The sequence below is a fragment of the Pseudomonas sp. ML2-2023-3 genome, assembly GCF_037055275.1.
Taxonomy (GTDB): domain Bacteria; phylum Pseudomonadota; class Gammaproteobacteria; order Pseudomonadales; family Pseudomonadaceae; genus Aquipseudomonas.
In genome coordinates, this window is sequence record NZ_CP146343.1 from 2,677,474 (window position 1) to 2,693,564 (window position 16,091).

General features: G+C 58.8%; 15 protein-coding genes. 10 read left to right on the forward strand and 5 right to left on the reverse strand.

Annotated features, from left to right (window positions below):
- Window positions 1–8: 8 nt before the first annotated feature.
- Together V6P94_RS12480 and V6P94_RS12485 are read right to left on the reverse strand one after the other, a co-directional pair.
- Window positions 9–845, reverse strand: a complete 837-nt coding sequence (locus tag V6P94_RS12480; protein WP_133077216.1) for an alpha/beta fold hydrolase — start codon at window positions 843–845, stop codon at window positions 9–11.
- The gene (locus V6P94_RS12485) at window positions 842–1,990 is read right to left on the reverse strand and encodes an FAD-dependent monooxygenase (RefSeq protein WP_133077217.1); all 1,149 of its coding nucleotides are present in this window, start codon (window positions 1,988–1,990) and stop codon (window positions 842–844) included. Before V6P94_RS12485 ends, V6P94_RS12480 begins: the two co-directional genes overlap by 4 nt.
- A gap of 338 nt (window positions 1,991–2,328) precedes the next feature.
- Here V6P94_RS12485 and V6P94_RS12490 point away from each other — a divergent pair, with 338 nt between their 5' ends.
- From V6P94_RS12490 to V6P94_RS12505, 4 genes are all read left to right on the forward strand, one after another.
- Window positions 2,329–3,366, forward strand: coding sequence for a 2,5-dihydroxypyridine 5,6-dioxygenase (locus V6P94_RS12490; RefSeq protein ID WP_133077218.1), 1,038 nt, complete (start codon window positions 2,329–2,331; stop codon window positions 3,364–3,366).
- Window positions 3,367–3,530: 164 nt separating this feature from the next.
- Complete coding sequence (locus tag V6P94_RS12495) at window positions 3,531–3,995, forward strand: MarR family winged helix-turn-helix transcriptional regulator (RefSeq protein ID WP_133077219.1); 465 nt, start codon at window positions 3,531–3,533, stop codon at window positions 3,993–3,995.
- A 176-nt stretch (window positions 3,996–4,171) separates the two neighbouring features.
- The gene (locus tag V6P94_RS12500) at window positions 4,172–4,660 is read left to right on the forward strand and encodes a (2Fe-2S)-binding protein (RefSeq protein WP_133077220.1); all 489 of its coding nucleotides are present in this window, start codon (window positions 4,172–4,174) and stop codon (window positions 4,658–4,660) included.
- 14 nt (window positions 4,661–4,674) lie between these two features.
- The gene (locus V6P94_RS12505) at window positions 4,675–8,235 is read left to right on the forward strand and encodes a molybdopterin cofactor-binding domain-containing protein (protein WP_133077221.1); all 3,561 of its coding nucleotides are present in this window, start codon (window positions 4,675–4,677) and stop codon (window positions 8,233–8,235) included.
- Here V6P94_RS12505 and V6P94_RS12510 read toward each other — a convergent pair.
- Window positions 8,229–8,888: a TetR/AcrR family transcriptional regulator gene (locus tag V6P94_RS12510; RefSeq protein WP_338646720.1), complete on the reverse strand. Its 660-nt coding sequence runs from the start codon at window positions 8,886–8,888 to the stop codon at window positions 8,229–8,231. The genes V6P94_RS12505 and V6P94_RS12510 overlap by 7 nt on opposite strands.
- Before the next feature lie 96 nt (window positions 8,889–8,984).
- Between V6P94_RS12510 and V6P94_RS12515 the strand changes: the two genes are divergently transcribed.
- From V6P94_RS12515 to V6P94_RS12525, 3 genes are read left to right on the forward strand one after another with little or no spacing between them, the layout of a single operon-like run.
- Window positions 8,985–10,172, forward strand: a complete 1,188-nt coding sequence (locus V6P94_RS12515) for an XdhC family protein (RefSeq protein ID WP_133077223.1) — start codon at window positions 8,985–8,987, stop codon at window positions 10,170–10,172.
- On the forward strand, window positions 10,169–10,813 hold the full coding sequence (locus tag V6P94_RS12520) for an NTP transferase domain-containing protein (protein ID WP_133077224.1): 645 nt from the start codon (window positions 10,169–10,171) through the stop codon (window positions 10,811–10,813). The genes V6P94_RS12515 and V6P94_RS12520 overlap by 4 nt, the downstream gene beginning before the upstream one ends.
- A complete protein-coding gene (locus tag V6P94_RS12525; protein WP_133077225.1) occupies window positions 10,810–11,319 on the forward strand; it encodes a DUF1993 family protein in 510 nt (169 codons plus the stop codon). The genes V6P94_RS12520 and V6P94_RS12525 overlap by 4 nt, the downstream gene beginning before the upstream one ends.
- Window positions 11,320–11,375: 56 nt before the next feature.
- Here V6P94_RS12525 and sstT read toward each other — a convergent pair whose 3' ends face one another.
- A complete protein-coding gene (gene sstT, locus V6P94_RS12530; RefSeq protein WP_133077226.1) occupies window positions 11,376–12,608 on the reverse strand; it encodes a serine/threonine transporter SstT in 1,233 nt (410 codons plus the stop codon).
- Window positions 12,609–12,874: 266 nt separating this feature from the next.
- Here sstT and V6P94_RS12535 point away from each other — a divergent pair, with 266 nt between their 5' ends.
- A complete protein-coding gene (locus tag V6P94_RS12535) occupies window positions 12,875–14,038 on the forward strand; it encodes an MFS transporter (RefSeq protein ID WP_133077227.1) in 1,164 nt (387 codons plus the stop codon).
- On the opposite strand, the gene nhaR is transcribed toward V6P94_RS12535, so the two are convergent.
- On the reverse strand, window positions 14,025–14,924 hold the full coding sequence (gene nhaR, locus V6P94_RS12540) for a transcriptional activator NhaR (RefSeq protein WP_133077228.1): 900 nt from the start codon (window positions 14,922–14,924) through the stop codon (window positions 14,025–14,027). The genes V6P94_RS12535 and nhaR overlap by 14 nt on opposite strands.
- 135 nt (window positions 14,925–15,059) lie before the next feature.
- On the opposite strand from nhaR, the gene V6P94_RS12545 reads away from it, so the two are divergent.
- Window positions 15,060–15,299, forward strand: coding sequence for a hypothetical protein (locus V6P94_RS12545; RefSeq protein WP_133077252.1), 240 nt, complete (start codon window positions 15,060–15,062; stop codon window positions 15,297–15,299).
- A 30-nt stretch (window positions 15,300–15,329) separates the two neighbouring features.
- The gene (locus V6P94_RS12550; protein WP_133077229.1) at window positions 15,330–16,085 is read left to right on the forward strand and encodes a TerC family protein; all 756 of its coding nucleotides are present in this window, start codon (window positions 15,330–15,332) and stop codon (window positions 16,083–16,085) included.
- Window positions 16,086–16,091: the final 6 nt, after the last annotated feature.

Below are 16,091 nucleotides of genomic sequence, written 5' to 3' on the forward strand. Positions count from 1 at the left end.
ATGTCTCCTTAAACGGTGCGCTGAGTGCGGGTCGGGGGGTGGTCATAAAACTCGCCAAAGGTGGCGAGGAAACCCTCAAGGTCGTCCCACGGGATCATGTGGCCAGCGTTCTCGACACGAGCAATGTTGATGGCAGGGTTGAGGTCGAGGATTTCTGCTTCGTCCTCATCCAGGATCACGCCACCTCGTCCGGCGACCATCAGCAGGGTGGGCACCGCCAGTTTCGGCAGGTCCTGATGGAAGTCGACGTCATGGAAGTCGTTAAAAGCGCGAACGATGGCGGGCTCATGACAGGTGTGCAGCCACTCGGCGCGCAGTTGCAGTTGCTCCAGGGTCCAGGTCGGGCAAAAGGCACGCATGGCCTGTGCATCCATCCCGGTCACGGCCTGGCGGATCGAGTCCACGTACCACGCCAGCTTGCTTGGGTATTCGCGTCGACCGGGGCCGGAGACAGGCGGGTCGATCAGTACCAGGCTTAGCAGCCCGGCCGGGTTGCGTGCCGCGCTGCGTACGGCAAAGCGCGCACCCATGGAGTGGCCGGCGAGGTGGTAGTGGGTAAAGCCCATTGCCCGGGCAAAGGCGGCGATGTCATCAGCGCAGGCGTCGGTGCCGTAGTCCAGGCCGGTGCCGCTGGAAGAAAGGCCGCGCCCCCGGGCATCGAGTACGTACGTGTCGAAATGTTCACCCAGCCGTTCGGCCACGAAGCCCCAGGTAATGGCCGGGCTGGTGATGCCGGGAATCAGCAAGAGAACCGGTTTTGTACCGTTGTCCTGCCCGCCGTAGCGCAGGTAATGCTGGCGTATGCCGTTGGCCTGGACATTGGCGCCGTGGATAAAGGTGCTCATGCCAGGGCTTCCGATTCAAGTGAGTGGCTGTAGATGTCGTAGCCATAAACCCAGGCCGGATCTTCCTGGGTACGCAGCCAGGTGTTGGCATTGGACACCGCCTGTACCCGTGAGGCGCGATCCTTGCGATTGGCTTCGTACAGTTCGAAAGCGGTGCGGTAATCGCTCAGACCGGTTTCTTGCAGGCAGCGGGTCAGCATGGCAGCGTCTTCAATTGCCATGCCGGCGCCTTGGGCCATGTGCGGTTTCATGGGGTGGCAGGCGTCGCCGAGCAATACCAGGCGGCCACGGCTCCAGAGAGGGAGCGGGTTGCGATTGAGCAGGGGCCATTTACTGACGCTTTCACTGGACTCGATCAGTGCCTGGACAGTCGGGTTGTAGTCGGCGAACGCTTCACGCATTTCTTCGCGGCTGCTGTCGACAAAACTGCCCTGAAAATCCCAGGCCGCATGCGGCACGCCTGTGACGTAGTAGTACTCATCGCGCTTGGCAGTGGTGTGGTAGACCATCATGTGGCGATCTTCGCTCCACCACTTCACGCAGTTCTCGAAGTTCAGGTTGTATTTGGCCAGTGTTTCGCTGCGGATCAGCGCGCGGTGGGCCACCCAGCCGCTGTATAGCGGCTTTTCTGCGCCAAGCAATTCTTCACGGATTTTTGAGTTGATGCCATCGGCGCCAATGACGATATCGGCCTCGGTGCTGGTGCCGTCGCTGAAGTGCAGGCGCACCAGGTTGTCGGTTTCTTCAAGGCGAGTCAGGCATTTGTTGAAGTGGGTGGTGCCCGGCGCGATGGTCGACATTTGCAGTGCATGCAAGTCGCCACGGTGAACCGTGATGTAGGCGGCGCCGTATTCCTTGCGGGCAAATTCACCGAGGGGGATGCGAGAAAGATAGTCACCGCTGGCGCCATCACGGCTGAACCAGAAGTCAGGGTGCGAGCCCATGTCGCTTAACTTCTGTTCGATGCCCATGCGGCGGAAGATTTTCATGATGTTCGGCCCCATGTGGATGCCCGCGCCAATGCGGGAAAACGCGGGGGCCTGCTCATAAATATCGACCTGGAATCCGGCTTTTTGCAGCAGCGTTGCTGCCGCAGCACCTCCCAGACCTGCACCGACAATGGCGATTTTTTGTTTTATGGGCATGCAAGGCTTCCTTTTTTTAGGGTGTTGCTGGCAAGAGTCGGGTTTGTGATTGCCAGTCATTTACAGTGTATACGCTATTTATTTTTGATTTGCATAGAGCCCTCTGAAAATAAAAACAGCCTGAATGGAGTTGGTGTAACGGCTGGTAACTACTGTTTGCTTGGGTTGTGTGAGTATGTAACGGCGATTTATTTTTTCGAATCAAGTGTGAAAATAATGAGCTATCAGCTCTAAATAGTGTGTACGCTTTAAATTGAGCCGTGGGATGCAACGCTGACTGCAAGGGCAGGGGGTGATGCACTCAACACATTCAGCGAGTCAATTGAGAGGAACCCCAAATGCCGGTAAGCGACTGCGAACTGACTCAGATGTTTGAGCACGTGTTGAAACTGTCAAAAGTGGATGCGACCCAAAGCGTCGCAGTGTTGAAAAGTCACTACTCCAACCCGCGCACGGTGAGGGCGGCGATGGAAGCGGCTCAGCGCCTGGGTGCGAAGGTGTATGCAGTGGAGTTGCCCTCGTTCAACCATCCGATGGCGATGGGCAATGACATGACGGCTTACTGCGGGGACACCGCGCTCACGGGCAATATCGCGGCGCAACGGGCGCTGGAGGCTGCAGATCTGGTGGTCGACACCATGATGTTGCTGCATTCCCCCGAGCAGGAGCAGATCCTCAAGACCGGCACGCGCATTCTGCTGGCGGTTGAGCCGCCTGAGGTGCTGGCGCGCATGCTGCCCACTCTGGCGGACAAAGAGCGGGTGATGGCGGCAGAAAAACTGCTTAAACAGGCGCGCTCCATTCATGTCAAATCCAGAGCCGGCAGTGATTTCAAGGCGCAGCTGGGGCAGTATCCGGCGGTAACCGAGTATGGGTTTGCCGATGAGCCGGGGCGTTGGGATCATTGGCCAAGCGGTTTTCTGTTCTCGTGGCCCAATGAAGAGACGGCGCAGGGTGTATTGGTGATCGATGTGGGTGATATCGTCCTGCCATTCAAGAACTACTCGCGCGAACAGATCACCCTGGAAATCGATCAGGGCTTCATTACCTCGATTCATGGCGGCTTTGAGGCCGCATACCTGCGCGATTACCTGAAGTACTTCAACGATCCTGAGGTGTACGGCATTTCCCATATTGGTTGGGGGCTGCAGCCGCGTGCCCAATGGACTGCCATGGGCCTGCACGACAAAAACGACGGAATGTGCATGGATGCCCGGGCGTTCGAGGGTAACTTCCTGTTTTCCACCGGGCCCAACACCGAGGTCGGGGGCACGCGCAAGACGCCATGTCACCTGGATATCCCGCTGCGCCATTGTGATATTTATCTGGATGACCTGGCGGTGGTCACGGGCGGGGTGGTGGTTGCACCCCAGTAGAAGCCGCACAAGCGCGCCGCGATTATCCAAACCACGGGTGATCGTTAATGCCCTTCGCTAGCAGGCCAGCCCCCACAGGGGTTGGCGACAGAGTGGCTCGCGCAGGTTAAGGTCATCTCACCACTCACCACTCACCACTCACCCTTCACTTGATAGAGGCCGCTGTGCCGGATACGACAGACAAGCAATCAGGCAATCCTGTGACTTATGACTTTTCCCAGCAGGTAGGTCATTTGTTGCGCAAGGCTTACCAGCGCAACATGGCTATTTTTCAGCAGAACATCGGCAACTCGCAATTGACCGCCGTACAGTTCATTACCCTGTGCGCGGTGCATGATCATGGGCCCAGCTCCTTGAGCGAGCTGATCAAGGCCACGGCAGTGGATCAGGCGACCATTCGCGGGATTGTCGAGCGCCTTCAGGCTCGCGACCTGATTGCTCTCAAGCCTGCGCAACAGGACAAGCGCAAGGTCATCGTCAGCCTCACCGAGGCGGGTGAGCAACTGGTGCGCGAAACCCAGCCCCATGCTGCTCAAGTGAGCGAGTTGACCATGAGCAGGCTCAATCCGGCCGAACGGGTAGCGATGCTGTATCTACTGCACAAAATGGTCGATGAGAGAGCCGATTAAACCATTTATGCCCTTTGGCATTGTTCTTGCCTTTATTTGGTGAAGTAGTTACTTCATCAAATTCGCGGTAACAGAGGCTCTGGATATGCAGGCCTTTGGGACGCGCTTTTCATGAAGTAAACACTTAATAAGATCCGCTCAAACAGTGCGGACGTTGCTACCTGGGGAAGCCTTGCATGAGCGATCAAACCCTCGCGCCTGTCAAAACGGTAACACTTGAAGTCAACGGGCAGCGGGTTGAGGTCACTGCAATGGCCGATACGCCCTTGCTGCTGGTACTGCGCAACGATTTGCAGCTGAACGGCCCGAAGTACGGCTGTGGCCTGGGCGAGTGCGGGGCGTGCACGGTGATCATTGACGGGGTAGCTGCCCGCTCCTGTGTTTTCCCACTGGCTGGCGCGCAGGGGCGCAGCATCACCACCCTTGAGGGTATCGGCACCCTTGAGCATCCGCACCGGGTCCAGCAGGCGTTCATTGATGAGCAGGCGGCGCAATGCGGTTACTGCATGAACGGCATGATCATGACTGCCAAGGCATTGCTTGATCGCAACCCGCACCCCAGCGAAGAACAGATTCGAAACGAACTGTCAGCCAACCTCTGTCGCTGCGGCACCCATATCGAAATTATGCGTGCGGTCATGCTTGCCGCCCGTCCAAAGCCCTGAACGGATTGATGACTATGACCCTTACCACGCTCACCCGTGATCAGTTGTTGGCCAAGTCTGGCGTTTTGCTGATCGTCGATCAGATCCAGCCCCCCTCGGGTCCGGTGGCCAAGGGCGGTGTGCCGGTGGTCAAGCCCAAGGAGCTGGGTCTGTTTATTGCGGTAAACGATGACGGCCAGGTATATGGGTTTAACGGCCATGTGGACTTGGGCACGGGGATTCGTACCTCATTGGCGCAGATCGTGGCCGAAGAGCTGGATCTGGCACTGGAGCAGGTGTGCATGGTGCTGGGGGATACCGACAGTGCACCGAATCAGGGCGCAACCATTGCCAGTGCCACCATTCAGATCACGGCAATCCCTTTGCGCAACGCAGCCGCTGAAGCACGGCGTTTTTTACTGGCCCGGGCCGCACAGCAACTGGGGGTTGAGGCGGCGGCTTTGCAAACCGAACGTGGCATGGTCAAAAGTGCCGACGGACGCCAGCTTTCATTTGCCAGTCTGGTCGGGAGCGAGCGTCATGTGCTGAGTATTTCCGGTGATGCGCCTCTCAAGGCGGTGCAAGACTATCGACTGGTAGGCAAGGCCTCGGCCCGGGTGGATATCCCCGCCAAAGCCACGGGCGAGCTGATCTATGTGCATGACATGCGCCTGCCGGACATGCTGCATGGCCGGGTGATCCGCCCGCCCTATGCCGGGCTGGACAGTGGCGAGTTTGTCGGCAACAGCCTGCTGGAGGTGGACGAGTCGTCCATCGCGCATATTCCGGGCATCGTCAAAGTGGTGGTGATCCGCGACTTCGTGGGCGTGGTCGCCCTGCGTGAAGAGCAGGCCGTGAAGGCTGCCCAGATGCTGAAAGTCACCTGGAAAGCCTGGAATCAAAAGCTCCCCGACATGGATGATGTAGAGCAGGCGATCCGCGACAATCCTCGGGTGCAGCGTGTGGTGCTGGACAAGGGCAATGTCGAACAGGCATTGGCGCAGGCCAGTGAACGCATGCCTCGCACCTATCTGTGGCCCTATCAGATCCACGGCTCCATTGGTCCCTCCTGTGGTCTGGCGGATTATCAGCCAGAGCAGATACGGGTGTGGTCTGGCACGCAAAACCCTCATTTGCTGCGCGCGGACCTGGCCTGGTTACTGGAGTATCCCGAAGAGCGCATTGAGATTATTCGGATGGAGGCGGCGGGGTGTTATGGGCGCAATTGCGCGGATGATGTGTGCGCCGATGCGTTGCTGTTGTCCCGGGCCGTGGGCCTGCCGGTACGCGTGCAACTGACCCGCGAGCAGGAGCACGTGTGGGAGCCCAAGGGCTCGGCGCAGTTGATGGAAGTGGACGGCGGGATCAATGCCGACGGCGGTGTGGCCGGTTATGACTTTCAAACCAGTTACCCCTCGAACGGTGCGCCGACCCTTGCCTTGCTCCTGACGGGGCGTGTTGAACCTGTGGCGGCGATGTTCGAGATGGGAGATCGGACTTCGATCCCGCCTTATGATTTCGAGCACATGCGCGTCACGATCAACGACATGTCGCCGATCGTGCGAGCGTCGTGGATGCGCGGTGTGTCGGCGTTGCCCAATACCTTTGCCCACGAGTCGTATATCGATGAGTTGGCTTTCGCCGCAAAGGTGGATCCTGTCGAATACCGCTTGCGCTATTTGCACGATGATCGGGCTTCGGAGCTGGTCAGGGCTACGGCCGCACGTGCCGATTGGGTGGCGCGTACCGAGCCCATGCAAACCCCGGAACAGGACAATATCCTGCGCGGCCGCGGTTTTGCCTACGCCCGCTATATCCATAGCAAGTTCCCAGGCTTTGGGGCGGCATGGGCGGCGTGGGTCGCGGATGTGGCGGTGGATCGGCTCAGTGGTGAAGTCTCGGTAACACGGGTGGTGATCGGCCATGATGCAGGGATGATGGTCAACCCGGCCGGGGTGCAGCATCAGATCCACGGCAATGTGATTCAGGCCACCAGCCGCGTACTCAAGGAGCGCGTCACGTTCGAAGAGTCCACCGTGAGCAGCAAGGAGTGGGGCGCGTATCCAATTCTGACGTTCAAGCAGGTGCCGAAAATTGATGTGCTGATGATGCCGCGTCAGCACGAGCCCCCCATGGGGGCCGGTGAGTCGGCGGGTGTGCCCAGTGCGGCTGCCATCGCCAATGCCATTTTTGATGCCACCGGCATTCGATTCCGGGAACTGCCGATTACCCCGGAGCGGGTGCTGGCGGCGCTCAAGCATTCACAGGAGGCGGCGGGGCCAGCCCCCGAAGAGATAAAACCCAAGCGTTCAAAGTGGTGGTTTGCGCCGTTGGTTGCCGGGTTCGGTGCATTGGTCGGCATGGCCGCCACGGCATTGCCATGGCGTGCCGAAATCGCCCCTATCGCACCTCCTGCATTGGGTACCTGGTCGGCGGCTACCCTGGAGCGCGGGCGGTTGCTGGCGGCGGTGGGTGATTGTGCGGTCTGCCATACAGCTCCGGGCGGCGTGACCAATGCGGGCGGGCTCGAGATGCAGACGCCATTTGGCACGCTGTACAGCACCAACATCACTCCCGATCCCGAGACCGGTATCGGCAAGTGGTCTTACACGGCGTTCGAGCGTGCCATGCGCGAAGGTATCAGCCGTGACGGCAAGCATCTGTACCCGGCCTTTCCTTACACCTCTTTTCGCAATATTGACGATGCCGACATGCAGGCGCTGTATGCCTATCTGATGTCGCAGGCGCCAGTCAGCCAGCCGGCCAAAGCCAACGACATGCAGTTCCCGTTCAATATGCGGCCGTTGATGGCGGGCTGGAATGCGATTTTTTTGCGCTCGGGTGAAGTCGAGGCGCAACCGCAGCGCAGCGCTCAATGGAATCGCGGCTCTTATCTGGTCAATGGCCTGGGACACTGTGCTGCCTGCCATTCGCCGCGCAACTTGATGGGCGCGCAGAAGGGCGGCGCGTCCTTTCTGGCTGGGGGCATGGTAGATGGCTGGGAGGCTCCGGCGCTCAATGGCTTGTCCAAGGCGCCGACGCCATGGACCGAAAATCAGCTGTTCACCTACCTGAGTACCGGTTACTCCGATGCCCATGGGGTCGCGGCCGGGCCCATGGGGCCGGTGGTCAGTGAGTTGGCAAAGCTGCCTGATGCCGACCGCCGGGCAATGGCGGTGTACCTGGCCTCACTGAGTGCGGATGCGCAAGCCGCTCCCGAGCCGCAGCCAAAAGTCGAAGCTCGTATTGACGCGCAGGCGTTGAGCAATGGCCAGCGAGTCTTCGAGGGTGCTTGCCAGGCCTGCCATGCCGACGGCCTGGGACCAAAACTGTTTGGCGTCAGCCCGTCATTGGCCAGTAACAGCAACGTGCACAGCGCGCTGCCTGACAACCTGCTGAAAGTGATTTTGCAGGGCATCCCAACGCCCGCCACGGCAGACCTTGGCTACATGCCCGGCTTCAAGGACAGCCTGTCGAATCGTCAGATCAGCGAGTTGGCGGCGTACCTGCGCCACCGCTTTGCCCCGGCCGAACCTGCTTGGCAGGGGTTGCAGCAGAAGGTGGCGCACGTGCGGGCAAACCCGGGTACTCATTGATCGGTTGCAGCGCCCGGCAGGGTCATGACACCGCGTATGACCAGATCGCTGATAAACGTCAGCCAGTCTTGCTGCTGGCCTTTATCGGCGAGGTCCTGACCCAGGAAGGAGGTGAGCGTGTGTTGGTTCGAATTATAGAAATAGCACAGCGAGGCGATCATCAAATAAACGTGGTTGATGTCGACGTCCTTGCGAAAAAGCCCTTGGCGCTGGCCTTCCTCGATGATTGGCCGGATCACGCCGACAGTGGTCGCCGACAGGCGCCCCATCTCGTGGGATTGCCTGGCGTGTTTGCCTTTGTGCAGGTTTTCGATGGTCAGGATGGCTACGAATTCAGGGTGTGCAACGTAATAGTTCCAGAAAAACGCCACCTGTTGGCGCAAGGCCTCGACCGGACTGGATGCGTCGGGGCGGTGCAGGCTTTCGGCCTGGTTGAAGGCCTCGTAGGTGTGCTCCAGCACCTGGACAAACAGATTTTCCTTGCTGGAAAAGTAGTAATAAATCATCCGGTCGTTGGACTCGGCTTCTTTGGATATCTGCTCAATGCGCCCACCGGCATAGCCGTCTCGGGCGAACACGGTAATGGCGGCCTTGAGAATGCGCGCTTTGGTCTGGTCGGCCTGGTGGGCCCGGACACCGGTTTTTTTGTTCACGCTGTTGTCCTCCACGATGACGTGTGGCGCTGTTTTTAACGAAGAAACTGCGGCGATGGTACGGCAATTAACTGATTAAGGCTGGGGGCGGCGGTGATGTCTGATTTGAATTGCTTGCTTGATGCGCTGGATGAGGCCGACAGAGGCAATGTCGATGTGGTGCTGGCCACGGTGGTCAAGGTAGAAGGTTCGGCTTATCGGCGGCCCGGTGCAAGGATGCTCATACCGCGTTTCGGCCAGGCCGTGGGTACGGTCAGCGGGGGGTGCCTTGAGCAGGAGCTGGTCAGGAAGGCCTGGTGGTTGACCGAGTCTGGGGAGCCGGTGATTCGCTGCTACAGCACGGCGGCGCAGGACGATGATGACCTCGATGAAGAGGGCGCGGAGCTGACATTTGGCCTGGGCTGCAACGGCACGGTGCATGTACTGCTTGAACGCTGTGAAGCGGGCAAGCCATCGTTGTTGCACCAACTGCTGCACGGTGTACGCACAAGCGGTCAGCCCGCCGCGCTGGCGACCGTGTTGTCGGCAGAAGACAGGCGTCGGGTCAAAATGGGTGCCCGGTTGGGGCTGAGCGCCCAGTCGCAACTTCGCGAGGGGTTTCATTGTGAGGTCCTCGCAAGCAAGGTTCAGGCGGATTTGCTCGCGACCCTTGGGTGCAAGAAGTCGTCGCGGATGATCTATGACAGCGGTACGGGCGCCATTGAGGTGTTGCTTGAGTACATCGCGCCCCAGCGCCGGCTGGTGATTTTTGGCGCAGGCAACGACGCCCAGCCGTTGGTGCGCTTTGCCAGTGAGTTGAACTGGCAGGTGCATGTGGTGGACGGGCGGGCGAATTTCGCCCGCGCCGAGCGTTTCCCCGGTGCCAGGCACGTTCTGGTCGCGCCCATCGATCAGGCGTTCGATTTACAGGCAGTGGTGGACGGCGCGGCGGTGGTGATCATGACCCACAGCTATCGACAGGACAGGCACTGGCTCAAAAACGTCCTGGCCTGTGCGCCGGCTTATGTCGGCCAGTTGGGGCCTAAAGATCGCACTGAGCGCCTGCTTCACGAGATGGGGGCCGGGTCCGCAGGGGCGAACGTTCATTACCCCATGGGGCTGGATCTGGGCGGCGATACACCAGAGAGTGTTGCCCTGGCCATTGTCAGTGAAATCAGCGCCTGCCTGAACCGGCGCCAGGGAGGGATGTTGAAACACCGCAAGACCACGATTCATGAGGCCACACAGGTTCATCTCACTGTGTTGCCTGAGTCGTTGCAGGTCGCAGGAGGCGGCCGCAAATGATCGGGTTGACGAGCACTCCGGTGGTGGCGGTGATACTGGCGGCAGGCATGAGTCGGAGGATGGGTGCCCAGAACAAATTGCTCCTGACAATCGAGGGTCAACCAATGGTCAGGCATGTTGTGCTGGCCGCACTGGCGTCCCGCTGCCACAAGGTGCTGGTGGTTGTGGGTCATGAAGCCGAATGCGTTCGGCAGGTGCTGTGCGACCTGCCTGTGGAGTTTGTGCTCAATCCAGCCTTTGCTGAAGGGATTGGCGCGTCGGTGCGTGCGGGGGCGCAGGCAGTCAGCCGCCAGCAGGCCGTGCTTTTTTGCCTGGCCGACATGCCAGGAGTCAGCGCCAGGGTGATCGATCGGTTGGTTGACGCCTTTGAGACAAACCGGGGGTTTATGGGTTTTGCGCCGGTTTTCAACGGAAAGCGCGGCAATCCCGTGCTCTGGGTGCCGGGCTGTGTGTCGCGGCTCAGGGAAGCTGCAGGCGATGAAGGGGCGTGGGGGCTCTTGCGTCAGTACCGTGACAGGGTCATGGCGGTAGAAGTCGCCAGTGAGTGGGTGATGGTTGATCTTGATACACCAGATGACTTCTGGCGTGTCTATAATCGCCGCACATCCAATCCCGCCCACAGACTGTCGAGACTTTCATGACTATCTCTCTGTACGCCGCTTCCGTTCCCGTGTTCAAACAAATGCTCAACGCCCTGAGCGGTGTTCTGACCAAGGCTGAAGCTCACGCAACGGCCAAGAACATCGACCCGAGCGTATTCTTGCAGGCGCGCCTTGCACCGGACATGTTCCCGCTGGTGCGTCAGGTTCAAATCGCCGTTGATTTCACCAAGGGTGTTTCGGGCCGTCTGGCTGAAATCGAATTGCCGAAGTACGACGACAGCGAAGTGACCTTTGCTGACCTGCAGGCGCTGATCAGCAAAGTGCTGGCCTTTGTTGACGGGATCAAGCCCGAGCAAATCGACGGCAAGGAAGGCATCGAAATCATCACCCGTCAGGGCACGCCGAAAGAAAAACGCTTCACCGGCCAGGCTTATCTGCTGACCTACGGCCTGCCGCAGTTCTTCTTCCATGTGACCACTGCTTACGCGATCCTGCGCCACAACGGCGTTGAAATCGGCAAGCGCGATTACATGGGCGCGTTCTAAGCAAATCTCCTGTGGAGGCGGGGCAAACCCGGCTCCCACAGGTTTTGCTGATTGACTCAGCCCTGCTGCAGGGTTGAGTCTTCCTTGGCCATGCAGGCCGCAGCCGTAAACAGTACGTCAGTGGACGAGTTGAGCGCGGTTTCTGCCGAATCCTGCAGGATGCCGATGATGAAGCCCACCGCCACGACTTGCATCGCAATCTCGCTCGGAATGCCGAACAGGCTGCACGCCAACGGAATCAACAGCAGCGAGCCTCCCGCCACACCCGACGCGCCGCAGGCGCAAATGGCGGCCACCACGCTCAGCAGGATGGCTGTCGGAATATCCACCGCAATCCCCAGCGTATGCACGGCTGCCAGACTCAACACGGTGATGGTGATCGCTGCGCCCGCCATATTGATGGTGGCACCCAGCGGGATCGATACCGAATAGGTGTCTTCGTGCAGGCCCAGGCGCTCACTCAATGCCATGTTCACTGGAATGTTGGCCGCCGAACTGCGGGTGAAAAACGCGGTAATCCCGCTTTCGCGCAGGCACAGGAACACCAGCGGATAGGGATTGCGACGCAGCTTCCAGAACACGATCAGCGGGTTGACCACCAGCGCCACAAACAGCATGCAACCCATCAGTACCGTGAGCAGGTGCAGGTAGCCCAGCAATGCGCCGAAGCCTGAAGAGGCGAGGGTGGCAGACACCAGGCCGAAAATCCCCAGCGGTGCAAAACGGATAACCACGCGCACGATCAGGGTGACGCCGTTGGACAGGTCGTTAAGCACGGTGCGGGTAGTGTCGCCAGCATGACGAATGGCTATGCCCATGCCGATGGCCCACGCCAGGATGCCGATAAAGTTGGCATTGACCAGCGCGTTGACCGGGTTGTCGACCACGCTCAACAGCAGGCTTTGCAGCACTTCGCTGATACCGCCCGGGGCGGCAATGGCGATGTTTTCAGTGGCCAGAACCAGAGTCGACGGGAACATCATGCTGGCGATAACGGCCACGACTGCGGCAGCAAACGTGCCGAACAGGTACAAAACAAGGATCGGGCGAATATGGGTTTCCTGGCCGTGCTTGTGGTTGGCAATCGAGGCCATGACCAGCACAAACACCAGGATAGGCGCCACGGCTTTCAAGGCACTGACGAACACCTTGCCGATGAAGGCCACCGAAAGGGCTGCGGAAGGCGCAAGCCAGGCCAGCAAAATACCGGCAATCAGCCCGATGACAATCTGAGTGACCAGGCTGGTGCTCTTGAGCTTTTGCAGCAGGGTGGGTGGAGCGGCAGTCATAAGGGGTTCTCTAGTCATTGAAAACTGTGGGGCGATCAGCGGCAAACGGGCAGGCTGATCGACGCAGTCGGCGGGGGGCGAACTTTATCATAGAGATGTAGGTGCTTTCCTACGTAGGGGCGATCTGCCACATCAGAGATAGAACGTGTCCGGAGTAGCATGGCTTCACGTTGAATCATTCTGTTAACATTGTGCATCCCCACACTTTTCTTCAAATCAGCGGGCCTTTCGGGCTTTCGCTGGTCTCGTTGTCTCTGGAGTTATTCATGCTGTTGCCCATCCTGCTGCTGTCTGCGGCCGGCTTTACTGTGCTTACTACCGAGTTTGTCATCGTCGGCCTGCTGCCTTCGATTGCCCGCGACCTTGAGGTCACCGTGCCTCAGGCCGGTTTGCTGGTGACCCTGTTTGCCTTTACGGTTGCGGCCTTTGGCCCGTTTTTGACTGCTTACTGCGCGCGCTTTGAGCGCAAACGCCTGTTTATCTCGATTTTGCTGATGTTCGCCTTCGCCAACACCGTGGCGGCACTGGCGCCGAATATTTGGGTGATGGCATTTGCGCGACTGTTACCGGCACTGGGTTTGCCGGTGTTCTGGGCCCTGGCCAGCGAAACGGCAGTGGACATCGTAGGCCCGGATTACGCCGGGCGGGCGATTGCCAAAATCGGGTTCGGAATCGTCTGTGCGACAGTGTTTGGCATCCCGGTAGGCACCCTGATCTCGGATGCCTGGGGCTGGCGCAGTGCCTTCGGCATTCTGGCCGTTGTCGCACTGGCCAAGGCGCTGTTGCTGTGGATGTATTTGCCGGCTACCCATGGCGTAAAAGAAAGCGTCACCCTGCGATCGCAATTTGCCCTGCTGCGCAGCCCGCTCATGATGGGTCACATCGTGCTCTCAGTGCTGGTGTTCAGCGGCATGTTCACGGCCTACACCTATCTGGCCGATATCCTTGAGCGTCTGGCAGGTTTCGACGGCACGCTGGTGGGCTGGTGCCTGATGGGCTTTGGCGCCGTAGGCCTGCTCGGCAACTCGTTGGGCGGACGGATGGTGGATCGCCACCCGCTGATTGCCTCGATGGTGTTTTGTGCCTTCATGATCGGCGGGCTGGTGGCGCTGGTGCCGAGCATTCATTCAACCCTGGGCCTTGCGGCGGCGATGGGTATCTGGGGTGTGACGCAGGCGGCCATGTTCTTGGTCAGCCATGTGCGCCTGATGAAAGTTGCACCCCATGCGCCGGCATTTGCCGCGTCGCTGAATATTGCGGGGGCCAATCTGGGGATCGGCCTGGGCGCGATGGTAGGTGGGCGGGTCATCGATAACTATGGCCTGGGCAGCCTGGGGTATGCGGCTGCCGGGTTTATCTTGATCTCGATTCTGCTGGCCATGTTGCTGATGACCGCCAAGGTGCGCCCCGTGTGCGCTAGCGCGGGGTAAACAATTCGCGTCGGGCCCCCTCGGTGATTGCAACGATGCCAGGATGACGGATTTTTCGCTCGACGGTGATGGCGTAAAACGATTCGGTCACGGCTTCGGTGTGGCCGATCAACTCGACGTCAAACTGGCGTATCACTTCCTGGGCAATCACGCTCGGCGCAATAAATACGCCAATTCCGGACTGGCCAAAGGCCTGCATCAACGCGCTGTCATCGAATTCACCGACAATCCGCGGCTGTATCTGCTGCTCGGCCAGCCAGCGCAACAAGCGGCTTCGCAACACGGTTTCGGGTCCTGGAATCAGCAGCGGAGCGCCTTGCAGGCAATGGGGAAAGTTCTCTGAGTAATCTCTGGCAAGGGCCGGGGTGGCAAAAAAGCTGATACCGCATTCCCCCAGTTTCTGGCTAAAACCCTTGATGTCCAGGTGGGAGGGCATCGGGCTGTCTGAAATAACCAGATCGAGACGTTGAATGGCCAGGTCTGCCAGCAGCCGATCAAGTTTGTCTTCGCGGCAGGTGATACGGATCGGCTCATCCAGTTCCATGGTCGGCGCGATCAGGCGATACACGATCGATTTGGGCACCACATCGGCCACGCCTACCCGAAACAGAATCTGCTGCTCTTTAGGCGCCATGCGCAGCATGCTTTCCAGTTCGCTGCCGAGCTGAAAGATCTGTTCTGCATAGGGCAATACCTGGCGGCCGGTCTCGGTCAGCTCCAGTTGGCGCCCGACCCGTCGAAACAATGGCAGGCCATAGGTGTCCTCCAGCAGGCTGATTTGCCCGCTGATGGTCTGCGGGGTGAGGTTCAGTTGCTCACAGGCGCGAACAATGCTGCCGGTTTTGGCGACGACCCAGAAGTAATGAAGTTGACGGTAATTTAGCATCAGCGCTGCAACACTTCGTAAAAATCGAAGTATAGCGCTTATAAATACGAATTTTCCTGAAGTGTTCAACCCTCTAGAATCCCGCGTCATGCGCAAGCCACTCAGGTGGCCGCCGATTTAGAGAGGAAAATGATCATGAACATTAAACAATCAGGTGTTGCACTACTGTTGTCGGCAGGCTTGTTGCTCATGACCGGTTGCGATCAGGCAGAAAAAGCGGCGCAACAGATGTTGAGCAAAACGGCTGAATCCGCCAAGCAGGCCATTGATGACACCCACAAGGCTGCTGAGCAAGCGCTCAGCGATGCCACGGGTGGACTGATTGAAAAAGAAAAGCCTGAGCAAGAAAACGAAAAATCGTCCAAAGCTATCTAACCAGTCTTACTGCAGAGTCCGAGCACACCTATGGAATATCTTTTACAACTGGCTGCCAGCCCCGCAGCCTGGGTCGCTTTAGCCACGTTGATCGTGATGGAAATCGTGCTGGGCATCGATAACCTGATCTTTATCTCGATTTTGACCAACAAACTGCCTGAGCAGTACCGCACCAAGGCCCGTCGTATCGGTATCGGCATGGCGTTGATTCTGCGTCTGGGCTTGCTGGGTACCATTGCCTACATCGTTCAACTGACTACGCCGGTGTTTGAAGTGTTGGGCAAGGCCTTCTCGTGGAAGGACATGATCCTGATTGCCGGTGGTCTGTTCCTGGTGTGGAAAGCCACCAGCGAAATCCATCACAGCATGACCCCGCAGGAGGAAGAAAAAACCGAGAGCGTGTCATCGAAAGTGACCTTGGGTTTTGCCGCGGCTATCGGTCAGATTTTGATGCTGGACCTGGTGTTCTCCATCGACAGCATCATTACCGCAGTAGGCATGACCGAGCACTTGCCGATCATGGTGATTGCAGTGGTGGTGGCGGTGATGGTGATGTTGCTGGCTTCGGAGCCCCTGGCCAAGTTCATCAATGACAACCCGACTGTGGTAATGCTGGCGCTGGCCTTCCTTATCATGATCGGCATGACCCTGATCGCCGAAGGCTTCGGTGCTCATGTGCCCAAGGGTTACGTGTATGCGGCGATGGCGTTCTCGGCCACTGTTGAGACACTTAACATTCTGGCGCGGCGGGTACGGGAAAAACGTCAGGCAGCCCTGGTGAAATAAACGCAC